At 40.4% G+C, this 12781-nt stretch carries 14 protein-coding genes; 4 read left to right on the forward strand and 10 right to left on the reverse strand.

What is annotated here, in order from left to right:
* Nucleotides 1-499: 499 nt before the first annotated feature.
* Nucleotides 500-1345 carry a pyrroline-5-carboxylate reductase gene (gene proC / locus ACQKIC_RS05710; protein ID WP_402986145.1) on the forward strand — a complete coding sequence of 282 codons (846 nt, stop codon included), beginning with the start codon at nucleotides 500-502 and terminating at the stop codon, nucleotides 1343-1345.
* A gap of 36 nt (nucleotides 1346-1381) precedes the next feature.
* On the opposite strand, the gene ACQKIC_RS05715 is transcribed toward proC, so the two are convergent.
* Nucleotides 1382-1534: a hypothetical protein gene (locus ACQKIC_RS05715; protein WP_427668568.1), complete on the reverse strand. Its 153-nt coding sequence runs from the start codon at nucleotides 1532-1534 to the stop codon at nucleotides 1382-1384.
* A gap of 188 nt (nucleotides 1535-1722) precedes the next feature.
* Between ACQKIC_RS05715 and ACQKIC_RS05720 the strand changes: the two genes are divergently transcribed.
* Nucleotides 1723-2274, forward strand: a complete 552-nt coding sequence (locus ACQKIC_RS05720) for a MerR family transcriptional regulator (protein ID WP_402869337.1) — start codon at nucleotides 1723-1725, stop codon at nucleotides 2272-2274.
* Between the two features lie 172 nt (nucleotides 2275-2446).
* On the opposite strand, the gene ACQKIC_RS05725 is transcribed toward ACQKIC_RS05720, so the two are convergent.
* The 5 genes from ACQKIC_RS05725 to rnz all read right to left on the reverse strand — a co-directional run bounded on the left by ACQKIC_RS05725 (nucleotide 2447) and on the right by rnz (nucleotide 7283).
* Nucleotides 2447-3241 carry an ABC transporter ATP-binding protein gene (locus tag ACQKIC_RS05725; RefSeq protein WP_402986149.1) on the reverse strand — a complete coding sequence of 265 codons (795 nt, stop codon included), beginning with the start codon at nucleotides 3239-3241 and terminating at the stop codon, nucleotides 2447-2449.
* The gene (locus ACQKIC_RS05730; protein WP_402956603.1) at nucleotides 3216-4244 is read right to left on the reverse strand and encodes an ABC transporter permease; all 1029 of its coding nucleotides are present in this window, start codon (nucleotides 4242-4244) and stop codon (nucleotides 3216-3218) included. The genes ACQKIC_RS05725 and ACQKIC_RS05730 overlap by 26 nt, the downstream gene beginning before the upstream one ends.
* A gap of 33 nt (nucleotides 4245-4277) precedes the next feature.
* Nucleotides 4278-5273 (reverse strand): ABC transporter substrate-binding protein, encoded by a 996-nt coding sequence (locus ACQKIC_RS05735; RefSeq protein WP_402986151.1) that lies wholly within the window; start codon nucleotides 5271-5273, stop codon nucleotides 4278-4280.
* Between the two features lie 194 nt (nucleotides 5274-5467).
* Nucleotides 5468-6286: a squalene/phytoene synthase family protein gene (locus tag ACQKIC_RS05740; protein WP_402869344.1), complete on the reverse strand. Its 819-nt coding sequence runs from the start codon at nucleotides 6284-6286 to the stop codon at nucleotides 5468-5470.
* Between the two features lie 64 nt (nucleotides 6287-6350).
* Nucleotides 6351-7283, reverse strand: coding sequence for a ribonuclease Z (rnz, locus tag ACQKIC_RS05745; RefSeq protein ID WP_402986153.1), 933 nt, complete (start codon nucleotides 7281-7283; stop codon nucleotides 6351-6353).
* Between the two features lie 215 nt (nucleotides 7284-7498).
* On the opposite strand from rnz, the gene zwf reads away from it, so the two are divergent.
* Nucleotides 7499-8995 (forward strand): glucose-6-phosphate dehydrogenase, encoded by a 1497-nt coding sequence (gene zwf / locus ACQKIC_RS05750; protein ID WP_402986155.1) that lies wholly within the window; start codon nucleotides 7499-7501, stop codon nucleotides 8993-8995.
* Nucleotides 8996-9037: 42 nt separating this feature from the next.
* Here zwf and ACQKIC_RS05755 read toward each other — a convergent pair whose 3' ends face one another.
* Nucleotides 9038-9202 carry a hypothetical protein gene (locus tag ACQKIC_RS05755; protein ID WP_427668570.1) on the reverse strand — a complete coding sequence of 55 codons (165 nt, stop codon included), beginning with the start codon at nucleotides 9200-9202 and terminating at the stop codon, nucleotides 9038-9040.
* 262 nt (nucleotides 9203-9464) lie between these two features.
* Between ACQKIC_RS05755 and ACQKIC_RS05760 the strand changes: the two genes are divergently transcribed.
* Entirely contained in the window at nucleotides 9465-9638 is a 174-nt protein-coding gene (locus ACQKIC_RS05760; protein WP_402869352.1) for an asparagine synthase, read from the forward strand.
* A gap of 16 nt (nucleotides 9639-9654) precedes the next feature.
* Here ACQKIC_RS05760 and ACQKIC_RS05765 read toward each other — a convergent pair whose 3' ends face one another.
* The 3 genes from ACQKIC_RS05765 to ACQKIC_RS05775 form a co-directional block, all read right to left on the reverse strand.
* On the reverse strand, nucleotides 9655-10332 hold the full coding sequence (locus tag ACQKIC_RS05765; protein WP_427668595.1) for a transposase: 678 nt from the start codon (nucleotides 10330-10332) through the stop codon (nucleotides 9655-9657).
* Nucleotides 10333-10519: 187 nt separating this feature from the next.
* Entirely contained in the window at nucleotides 10520-11068 is a 549-nt protein-coding gene (locus ACQKIC_RS05770) for a transposase (RefSeq protein ID WP_402986159.1), read from the reverse strand.
* 660 nt (nucleotides 11069-11728) lie between these two features.
* Complete coding sequence (locus ACQKIC_RS05775) at nucleotides 11729-12772, reverse strand: YheC/YheD family protein (protein WP_427590460.1); 1044 nt, start codon at nucleotides 12770-12772, stop codon at nucleotides 11729-11731.
* Nucleotides 12773-12781: the final 9 nt, after the last annotated feature.

A 12781-nucleotide genomic window follows, 5' to 3' on the forward strand; every position in this document is an offset into this window, starting at 1 on the left:
TATTTAAATAAGCTTATATATCCGTAAAATTTGGTATTTCCTTATTTTATTAGAAAACTGTGTATGTAATCACTATTTTACATATAATCCTGAACATTGTCATTATTTTCACATAATTAACGACTATATTTTAAGGCTCAGCATATATTACTATTGACAGAGTACTCATGCATCCTTCATAATCACAAGTAATTAAAGACGGCACGGCTATGATTGAGGCCAAGTAAATAATGGATGGCGTAAAGAGAGTGAAGTTCTTAAATGTGCTGAAAAGCTTCACCGTCCTCTCTATTATTGAACCTACCTTATGAGCCTTCAGTAAAACTGACGTTCATCCCACGTTAGCGGATTCAAGTGCAACTTCCTTTTTATTTTGTAGGAGTTGAACAAAGGTGGTACCACGGAAGCCAGACCTTTCGTCCTTTATTGGATGAGGGGTCTTTTTTATTTTATTTGGGAAAACTGACCGTTACTAGTATGCATTAAAGGAGTGAGTGAAATGAAAAAAATAGCTTTTATCGGGGCTGGATCAATGGCCGAAGCAATCATTTCCGGTTTGGTCACTCAGCAAGTAATAAACCCGGCTGACATTTTTGTGACCAACAAGAAAAATGATGAACGATTCACTTATCTAACAGAACAATATGGGGTTACCCCAACACGGTCTCTTCCGCAACTACTAGAGAATGCGAACATAGTAGTACTTGCAGTAAAGCCAAAAGATATTTTAACCACGATGCAATCCATAAAGGAATACATCCGGGAAGATATGCTAATCATTTCCGTTGTGGCAGGGGTCCATACGGTAAGCCTTGAAGGGATTGCAGCCAAACCGGTCGCCATCGTAAGGGCTATGCCTAATACATCGGCAGCCGTCGGACAGTCAGCCACTGCCCTGTCGGCCAATGCACATACAACTGAATCGCAATTGCAGACGGCCATCACACTATTCGAAACGGTGGGCTCGGTTGCCATCGTCGAAGAAACACAGCTTGATGCCGTAACGGGCTTATCCGGAAGCGGTCCCGCTTATATTTATTATCTGGTCGAGGCTCTGGAAAGATCCGCGGAATCCATTGGCCTTGATGCCGTAACAGCAAAGCAATTAATCCTTCAGACATTAACCGGTGCAGCCGAAATGCTGCAGAAATCTCCAAAAACACCAGCGGTACTGCGAAAAGAAGTCACTTCACCGGGAGGGACCACGGAAGCTGGCCTGAAAGCACTTCAAGCCCATCAGGTACAAGAAGCATTTATCTCCTGTGTTCAAGATGCCACCGAGCAATCCAAGCGAATGGGAGATCAAATCAGTAAAGAGCTGGCTAAATATGTAGTTCCCCAATAATAATAAGTAAACAGGCTGTTGACTCCCAAATGGGAGTTAACAGCCTATTGTGTCTAAATGGCCATGACTAAGATAACGAAGAGAAGCTGTCATCCATTCTTCCTGATTAATTAACCCATATTTCAAATGGAATATTTCTAAATCGCCTTCCCGCTTATCCAGCTTACTTGGCAAATACGTTTTCCCCATCAAAATGATTATATTACGTCGGGAAGAACACCCACTGGAAATACGACGGTACCGGTAAATAAAATCGACATGGCAGCAAAAACAGGTAGGAAATCCACTATCTTTGGCGAATCAGTACTTGTTTTGTCAACGGCAAAGGAATCGCTTCTTTTATCTAGAATTCTACAACCAAAAGGAGGGGAATCTAGATGAATACAAGTGCAGTTGCCAAGTTATTGAACGTTTCTCATAGTACCATTCAACGCTGGGTTACTCAATTGAACATGGAAGTAGAACGGAATCAGCTAGGTCATTACCAGTTTTCGGAGGAAGATATTGACTTATTGAGGAAAATCCAAGACCAGCTGAACGAGGGAGTGGTCTTACAAAAGGTGAGCATTTCAGAAAAGAAGACCAGAAAGGCCACTGTTAAACAACCTATTGAGTCGGAAAAAGGACAAGATCACCTAAACGAAAGAGTCTCCAGGCTAGAAAAAAGTCTGAAAACAAAAGCGGATGACGTTGTTTCCTATCAACTATTACAGCATAGAAGTGAAATGGAAGACATGCATAAGCTCGTCACTAAACTTGAAGCCCGTATTGAAGCATTAGAAGCTGCCACCATTCCACCAGCAGATTTTTATCTCGCTACCGAAGAAGCTGCCGCCGCTAAAAAAACAAAGAAAAAGTCCTTCATGAAAAACTTTTTTGGAACCAAAAAAGATGACAATTCTCCTTGGAGCACTGCTGATAGCGATTAAGCAGGAGGACCTTGCATTCTCTCCGAACGTCCACTGTCCTCTGCAGTCAACCCGTTCTCTTGGCCTTCCGTAAGGCGAGACTCAGTCACTCGATAGTAAACCCTTCCTATTCCGCCGAAAAAAGAGGCCTCGGTCCAAGGTCATTCACCTTGAGCGCTAGGCCTCTTTCACTTTATATCAACACCGCACGGTCATTTAGCATTTTTTCACCCTTGATACGCTGGAATTCATTCAAGAGCTTATCAACAGTCAGTGCCTGTTTTCTCGGGCCTCTTGCCTCGAAAATGATTTGGCCTTTATCCATCATGATTAAAGAATCACCAAGATCGATGGCCTGCTGCATATTGTGAGTCACCATCAATGTAGTTAACCGGTTCTTTTCAACAATTTCCTTCGTCAGGCTTGTAACAAGCTCTGCCCTGGATGGATCGAGAGCAGCTGTATGTTCATCGAGAAGCAGGATTTTCGGATTGGTGAAGGTCGCCATCAATAACGATAACGCCTGACGCTCCCCTCCCGATAATAACCCCACTTTTGCATTCATGCGATTTTCCAATCCTAAATGGAGTGTACTCAGGCTATCGTTAAAAAGCTCTTTCCGTCTTTTCGTTACCCCAAAACCAAGACCCCTTCGATTCGTCCTGCCATACGCGATGGCCATATTTTCTTCGATGGTCATGTGCGGGGCCGTTCCGAGCATGGGATCCTGGAAAACCCGCCCAATCATTTTAGCCCGCTTATGTTCTTCAATCGATGATACATTTTGGCCATCAATGATGACATCACCAGCATCGGGAAGGGTCTTACCGGAAATCATATTCATCAACGTGGACTTCCCAGCACCATTACTGCCAATGACCGTTACAAATTCACCCTTTGACAGCTGTAAATCCAGATTGCCAAGGGCAAGCTTTTCATCCGGAGTCCCTTCATTGAAGACCTTATAAATCTGATTTAGCTGCAGCAAATTCCTCTTCCCCCTTTGTAGGCTCGATACGGTGCAGTTGCAATTCTTTGAGTCTTTTTTTCTTACGACCTTTTTCTTTTTGTTTTTCGGAAATTTGCGGGATGACTAAGGCACCGATTACAATAAGCGCAGTGATTAATTTCACATCACCCGTATCAAGGAATTTTACACGTAGCGCCAATGTAACGACGATACGATATATGATGGCTCCCCCAATGACAGCTAGCGTGGCGCGTACAATCGTTTTTGCGCCAAATAACGCTTCCCCGATGATGACGGAGGCCAGACCGATTACGATGATCCCGATTCCCATCCCAATATCGCTAAAACCATTGTACTGGGCAACTAAAGCACCAGAGAAAGCAACTAAGGCATTCCCGATGGCAAGGCCTAATATCTTCATATTCCCTGTATGAGCCGAAAAACTCTTGACCATCGCTTCATTGTCACCAGTTGCCCGAAGCGCAAGGCCTACATCCGTTTTTAAAAAGGCGGACATCCCCAGTTGAATCATTACTACTACAATAAACATGACAATGAGAATGCCCCATGTTTTTGGCAAACTTTCACCAAGGCCAATGATTGAAAAAATCCCATTAAACATTTGATCCAAACCAGTATGAGACCATGCTTCTGAGATGTTCGTGATAATCGTCGTTTGAGAAAGCAAGGGAATGTTCGAAGCCCCCATGATCCTTAAGTTAATGGAAAAGAGCGCAATCATCATTAAAATACCGGCAAGAAGCGGATTTATCTTCCCTTTTGTATGCAGCAGCCCTGTCATCGTCCCTGCCACAAATCCGGCAAGCATGGCGCAAAACGTGGCCATAATCGGCGAGAAACCATTGACGATCATAATAGCGGCGACAGAAGCTCCTGTCACGAAGCTACCTTCGACCGTCATGTCCGGGAAATCGAGAATTCTGAATGTCAAATAGACTCCAAGTGCCATGATCGCATAGATCATTCCAGATTCAAAAGAGTTAAATATGGCTGTTGGCATTTTTATCTTCCTTCCCTGGAATAACGCAAAAGCTTATTTAACAAACTCAGCATTTGCTTTCCATTCTTCTTTTATTTCAACACCCATTTCCTTTGCAGCTGTTTCATTAATCACCAATTTTAGTTTTTGAGGATATTGAACCGCGATATCACCTGGTTTTTTATCATCTTTTAATATTTCTACCGCTTTCTGGCCTGCTTCGTAGCCAATATCATAGTAACTGAAGCCATATGCTGCGAAACCGCCTGCATTCACGGAATCAAGTTCCCCGACAAATAAGGGGATATCCTGGTCATTCGCTACCGAAATCACCGATTCTAACGCTGAAACTACTGTATTATCCGTAATGATATAGAAAGCATCCGCTTTTCCAATCAACGATTCCGTTGCCTGCTTAACTTCGGCTGAAGTCGAGACGGATGCTTCCACGACTTTCAAGCCCGCTTTTTTTGCCTCCGCTTTCACATTTTTAATTTGAACGACTGAATTTTGTTCGCCCGTATTGTAAACCGTCCCTATTGTTTTCGCTCCAAGCTCTTCTGCCAGGAACTTCATGGAATTTTTGATGGCATCCGGATGAGAATCGGTCGTACCTGTCACATTTCCACCTGGTTTCTCCATGGACGTAACAAGTTCCGCAGCTACTGGATCAGTTACAGAAGTGAAGACGATTGGAATATCTTTAGTCGCATTCAATGAACTTAAAGCGCTTGGCGTCGAGTTAGCAAAAATCAAATCCACTTTATCCCCGACAAAGTTATTCGCTATCGTTTGGCTGTTGTTTTGATCGCCCTGAGCAATTTGGAGATCATATTTTGCTTTAATGTCACTATCCTTCAAAGCAGCCTGAAACCCTTCATATGCTTGATCCAAAGAATCATGCTGAACGATTTGTGTCACTCCGACTTTGAAAACATCCTTATCACTTTCGTTTTTTGCCGAGTCTTTCTCGTTTTCATTTCCACACCCTGCAAGTAAAATTCCAGTAATCAAGGTCAAGGCTGCCGTTGAATATAATCTCTTTTTCATAATGTTCCTCCGCTTTTCTCTTTTTTAAAATTCTGTCTCTCTAACGAAGTCAACTTTTCCGCTTTTATGTACTAAATTATAATCGTTTACTGCCACTATTCCAATATATTTTTTAAATTTTTAGAATTTTACAATTACATTTATGAAGTAATAAAAAAGCTACTGTATAAACTTTATACAGTAGCTGGCTCTTCTTAATTATCGACGACCTGGTTTACGATAGTGGTAACCGTTGACCGATCGATTTTTTCTTTTCCTTCTTTTAACGCCTTCAAAGTAGCTTTAGCCAATTCCAAAGGAATTTTACAGAAATGGACAATATCCTTTGTCTCAATGTCTTCAATGTACCTATCCGCCAATTCAAGATTATATTCTGTATGGCTCAGCATCTCTTTGAAGCCCCATCCATTCGGATAAAAATTCACGCCGCGTTCTGCATCTTCTTCACGGTTCCGTAGGATGTTGACCGTTTGAAGGCCCTGTCCAAATGCAATGGCAAGATTGCGATCCGTATCTGTTCCATCATACCATTTCCAAATATCAGAGAGCATCACCCCAACTAAACCAGCGACATAATAGGTATACTCATCAAGCTCTTCCTTATCATGTATTTGCCAATTCTTCGAAACCCACTTCGCCATGCCTTCAGCCATTTCCTTGGTAGACTCAAGGACCTTACCAAGCACACCTGGAGGACAATAATCCATCCAATCTCCAAGTTGCAAGGTCACTTCCGGAAGCACATCCTTATATGGTTCAAAAACAGCCTGGATGTCCTCTTTACGATAATCGGTTTTCAATAGGCTGCTAACAGCCTGCAATAGGGCGATTTTATCTTCGGCACCTAGATTCGGGTGGTCTTCAATTTCATCAATGGCCCGCATGCAAAGATATGCCGAACCAATGGCTTCCTGTAATCCTGATGGCAAGTAACTAATAGGGATAAAAAAAGTACGACTTGTTTTCAAAAGAAAATCCATCGCCTTGTTATGTAAATTATTTTGTTCAGTCATTTTTTCACCCTCCTATATCCAATAAGCAATTGAACTATTATACCAAATAATCGTAATGATTTCCCTATTCTTGTACATATAAAGGGATTTTAATCGACAATAAATCTTCTGCCATGGTTGTATTCGAAAGGATTGCACTACTTTCCTCTTTTAACCGTTCTGCATCCTCAAGAGTATAGCGTGAGGAGATATGTGTTAAAACAAGGTGCTTAACCCCCGCCTTTTTGGCAGTTTCAGCCGCTTGTATAGTAGTTGAATGGAAATAGGCCGTTGCCAATTCCGTTTCTTCCGCAGAAAAGGTTGCTTCATGGATGAGATAATCAGCTGAGTCGGCAAGGACGAGGGCATTGTCGCAAACCCTAGTATCACCAAGTACCGTAATAATCCTGCCTTTCTGCGGCGCACTAAGATAGTCTTTCCCATTAATGGTCCGACCATCTTCAAGACGGACCGATTCCCCATTTTTCAATGCTTTATAAAGGGGACCCGGTTGCACTCCTTGTTTACGCAACTGGTCAACCAGTAAACTCCCCTGCCGATCTTTTTCCACGATTCGGTAACCGACACTATAAATGCCATGATCAAGTTCCAGGGCGGTCACGGTAAACTGGTCATCTTCGAATATGACGCCTTCCTCAATTTCAATAATTTCCAATGGATATTTCAAATGAGTGGCACTCACTTGTAAACTCGTCGTGATATAAGCATCAATGCCTTTTGGGCCGTACACCGTCAATTTTTCGACTCCACCCTGAAAAGACCTGCTGCTTAAAAGACCAGGAAGACCGAAGATGTGGTCACCATGCAAATGCGTTATGAAAATCTTTTCAATTTTACGTGGTTTAACCGCCGTTTTTAAAATTTGATGCTGTGTCGCTTCCCCGCAATCAAAAAGCCATACTTTTCCCCGTTCTTCTAATAATTGAAGGGCGATTGCCGTCACATTACGCGCCTTTGCCGGAACACCAGCGCCCGTTCCTAAAAAAACAAAATCCACATTCCTACCTCCGTTGCAAAAACTTTATACCTTACTATAGCATAACAGAGGCCCTGATTCATTTTTCAACGTTTAAAATTCGACCTCTTTGAAGATTTTAATGAAATTACGAAAAAATGCGCAAATAGATTGCTTTGAGGGAAAGCTAACCGTAAAATTAAGAATTAGTACATATCCAACTTAAGATAGAAATTACGGAAAGTTGAGGTTCTAACATGACAGAAAATAAACCTACAGCATTAATCATGATTTTTGGCGCTACCGGAGATTTAGCGAAACGAAAACTGTTTCCTTCGATATATCGATTATTTCAAAAAGAAAAAATCAATAAATTCGCAGTGGTGGGTGTCGCCAGAAGGCCATTAACCAATATTGAGTTTCAAGCAAGTGTAAAAGACTCCATCCTGACGTTCGGACATGCGGAAGAAAAGGTCGATGAATTCGTTTCCCATTTCCACTATCATTCACATGATGTAACTAGTTCGGAGTCCTATTTACAATTAAAGCAGGTTGCTGATAATTTAGACGGTCAGTATGATTTGGAAGGCAATCGTATCTTTTATTTAGCGATGGCACCGGAGTTTTTCGGAACCATTGCCGAACAGGTAAAAGCCCAAGGCTTGACCGATACCAAGGGTTACAAACGCCTTGTCATCGAAAAACCATTTGGTCACAGTTTTGAAACAGCACAAATCTTGAATGAGCAAATACGTACCGCTTTTGCTGAAGATGAAATTTATCGAATCGACCATTATCTGGGCAAAGAAATGGTACAAAACATCGAAGTCATCCGTTTTTCCAATGCCTTATTCGAACCACTATGGAATAACCGTTATATTTCCAACATTCAAGTTACTTCAAGTGAAACACTTGGTGTCGAGGAACGGGGACGTTATTATGAAACAAGTGGCGCCTTACGAGATATGGTCCAAAACCATTTATTGCAAATGGTCGCCCTGCTTGCAATGGAACCTCCGATTGCCTTGACTACAGAAGAAGTCCGTAGCGAAAAGGTCCGAGCATTACGGTCACTCCGGCAAATGAAAGTGGACGAAGTCAAAAAATATTTCGTCCGCGGTCAATATGGCTCAGGTACAATAGGGGAACAAACACTCCCTGCTTATCGTGATGAATTGAATGTCGATCCTGAATCTAATACAGAAACCTATGTTGCAGGTAAATTGATGATTGATAACTTCCGCTGGGCGGGTGTTCCTTTTTATATCCGTACTGGTAAAAGAATGGATGTAAAATCGACGAAGATCGTTGTTCAATTTAAGGACATTCCAATGAATCTCTATTACAAAACCGAAGAAACCTTGCAACCAAACCTTCTCGTCATCCATATCCAACCTGAAGAGGGTATTTCCCTTTACTTAAATGTGAAGAAATCTGGAACGACGATGAATACGAAGCCAGTGAAGTTGACGGTCTCCAACAAAGGAATCGAACATATCAATTCACCTGAAGCTTACGAAAAGCTTTTATTTGATAGCATGCGTGGAGATGCCACAAACTTTACACATTGGGATGAGGTCGCCCTTTCATGGAAGTTTGTCGATACCATCTCGAATGCCTGGGAAAATACGAAAGAAGCGTCTTTCCCCAATTATGAAGCGGGTTCGACAGGACCAAAAGCATCCGATGAGCTTTTAGCAGAAGATGGACATGTTTGGTGGCAAATCGAAAAAGAAAAAAGAATTAATCAGTAAACTAATAAGAGGATGCAGTGAACCTGCATCCTCTTCTCTATTTTATGAGGCACTCTTTTTGATGATTTTCTCTCGAATGGCATGGATAAAATCCTTCGATTCTGAATCTGTTCCATGATTAAGCCAAAAAGTCACACTTGATTCAATAACCACAAAAAATAAAACAAGGGCTACGATCATCCAGATGAAGTGCATCAATTCAACCACTCCTTTTCTTGCTTCACTTATACGATCATCATCCCATACATTTTATACAGGTACATAAACTGTTAAAGATGGTTGCTATAAATCTTACTACTTTCGGCATAAAAAAGAAATATACCAAGTACCCATTTTTTCATTGAGTTCAGTTTATTATTTCATCTCTCCTTTTTCCGTATAGCCGAATGATAACGTCAAGCTGTGGTAACAATATAAATGGTGTTCTTTATCTGAATACCACTACTAACCGATGCGGAGGGATTTTACGATGGAAGTTCGTGAAGGGTTAATTCCAACAGCGTTAGGAACTGCCGTAACTGCTGCAGGTTATGCCATGAAGCAGAACCGTGGCTCAAACAAGATGGTTGCTAATACCGTTTTTGGTTTCGGTTTGGCACATGTTGTATTAGGGGTCATTGACCTTGTTGAGCATCGACGTTAGTAGAAGAAGGGGCTGTCTAATAAGTCCCTAAAATAAAACGGGTGAAGAAAAACAATTGTTTTTCTTCACCCGTTTTTCTATTTTTATAATAATTTACTGAAAGTAGCTGACGTAATCCAGCTATCTTCAGTAAATTATGTGCCATGGCTACGATGGCAAACTCCGTTTGGACTTTCGCTAAGCCCCGAAGCGAATAGCGACGGAACGACCTATTGCCCTTGATATGACCAAAAACACTCTCTACCTCGATTTTTCGTCGAGCGTAGATTTGTGCATTCGATTCAGACCAAAGGTTCACTTTTGCTTTCGCTTTTAGTTCTTCATAAACTGGATTAACATGCACTTGGCGATTTCCTGCCGTCTTTGTACATTGTGATTTTAATGGGCAATCCGTACAATCCTCACATTCATAAATTTTAAAGTCACGTGTGAATCCATTTTTATCCGTACGGGTCGAGTAACGCTTAAATAAAACCTTACGGTTATTTGGACAGGTGTATTCATCCTTTTGTTCATCATATGCCCAGTTACTCACATGACGAATATCTTTTTTATAGCTCCGTTTTTGTTCCGTTAAAAAAGTATTGTAAGGAATCAAAGCTTCAAATTCTTCCTCCAAAGAGTAGAGGTAGTTTTCTTCACTGCCATAGCCGGCATCTGCGATGACGTTTTTCGGGAATGGAATGGTAGCGATGTATTCTTCAGTGCCTCTATATGGGGCTTAAAGTATCAGTTGGGCGCTGATGTATCGTATAAAAAAGAATGAATTGATTTTCCGTTGCCATTTGAATATTATAACCAGGTTTTAGTTGTCCGTTATTCATATGTTCATCTTTCATCCGCATAAATGTCGCATCCGTATCAGTTTTAGAATAACTATTTCAATCGCCAAATAGAGCTTTTTGTTGTTTAAATTTCACTAATCGTGGACCTAAGTCTTCGCGCACTAATTTCAATAGTTTCTTAACCGGACTGAGTTCCCGTCGTTTTTCTTTTCGTACCTGGACATCTTCTTCAAGCTGGATACCATTCGTTTCTTTTTCAACTTTCTTCACTAATGCTTTTTCTATTTGAGTTAGTTTTTCCTCTGCCGTTAAAAAGGACGTTTCGTCTTGAGCAGACAGTTCATGCCCTTCTTCATCTGTAATGGTCTGAATCTGTTGGTACGTTTCTTCAATTTTTTCTTGTAGCTTCGCCTCAAACTTTGTCGTCGCTTTTTTCCACACAAATGAATACTTGTTTGCGCTTGCTTCAATCTTTGTTCCGTCTAGGAAGTAATTCTCCATAGTGATGTGCTTTTCTTCTATTAGTTGATGAATCATTTCTTCAAAAAGTTTCGGAAGGAACTTTTCCATTTGTTGTGTGCGAAATCGATTAATCGTTCGATAATCCGGTTTCTGCAAGCCAGCCAGATGATATACATTAGTCACCCGCTCCTTTTCTCTCTTGCCTGCTATCTCCTACGCTCTTAGCTAACATTTACTAGACCATACCTTCATTCAAAGGTGTTTAAACTACAAGGATGAATAAAATAAATCATACTACTCTTTTCATAAAAATAAAAAATGCAAAGTTCCTATTTACAATTATACATATATTACCATCTCTACCGCATGGATTGTTGTTCAATAAATGAATGTTAATATCATACGGTGTTCACCTCCAATAGAGTTCATCAAACAGAGGGCACCGCTAACATCGGTTTGAAGGAATTAAACATTGGATGTTAGTTAATTCCTAGTATTGGGCACTGCAGTGTTGACTACAGTAATACTAGAAAGCAAAACCGCGGCATAAAACGCCCAACCTTGGATACTTGAAAAGGTCCTTGTCATTCATTCGTTTATAGCTGAAATATGGATTTTTTATGGATAGCTACGATATTTAATTCAAACCGTTCACAAAACTGACTAATGGAAAGTACTCTCCTATATGTATATGAATACACATAATATACCTTTTGAATACGACGCCCTTTATTGGCCACAGAAAATCCCCTCCCAGATAGACTTTTAAGAACACCCTCCATCATGTCCTTTTTTTACTGTCTATCTGTAGGGGAAAATATTAAGTAGAAAAGCGTAAATATCTTAATCAGAGATATTACGTTTACTATTAGTAGCCAAATGTTTAGCATAAAGAACCGTATTTCTTGCTACATCTAATTCACAATTAAATATCATAGGTGCCCCTGGTCTCCAATTTACTTCAAATAACCACAATTTTTGGTTCTCATCAATTCCTACATCAATGCCCAATTCATCAAACGATACATCTTCATATAAAGAATCAAAGTGGGTAGCAAAACTTATTGAGAAATGTTCAAGCGTTTTTTTTATATCAAACCAGGAATCTTCAAACTCATTTTTCAATAAAATATCAAGATAACAAGTATAACCACCGCTACCCATATTTGATGTAATGCTTCCTAGGGTTCCTACACGTGGATAAATAGCGGTAATGACCCACTTTCCTTCTCCATTTTTTTGTACATGCAATCGTAAGTCATATACCTGACCGGATTTAATTTGACATGAAATAAAACGTTGAACTAAATATTCTTGTTCTTGAATTTTATGAGATGCAAATTCGATCAATTCTTGTTTTTTATAAATAGAGATTTTCCCAGCTTCATTCACTCTGTATTTTTCAGTTCCTTCTTTTTCAATAAAAACGATACCCTGGCCCTGATGTCCAGACAATGGTTTGATAATCACTTTGGGATAAAGATGGACCATTTTCATTAACCTATTAACTTTGGTTAATTCATTAGTGGGTATAAGATATTGTTCAAATGATTTCCCTTTTTTAATTTGCTTAAATACATGTAATTTATCCCCAACAGAATGACTTGTAAACGGAATGATCTCGGATAAATAATCTACGATTATTTCACCTTTTTCAGTTAAGGGATAGCTAGCATTATAGATGACGTCAGGAAAAGGAAATTTCTTTTCAATCCAATTTCCGTTCTCGTAAATTTTCCCATTAATTGTTTGATTTTTTACATCTACTTGCCCTGGCGTAAAGTAAAAGAAATTTACCCCTTCTGCTTTTGCTACAACTGAGTAAGCATAGGCTCTCCTCACTTTTAGTGGATCCGCCCGATGATGAAGCATGCCAATTAAGGTCATAATAGTTGC

The sequence above is a fragment of the Peribacillus sp. NPDC046944 genome, from assembly GCF_050272735.1.
GTDB lineage: Bacteria > Bacillota > Bacilli > Bacillales > DSM-1321 > Peribacillus.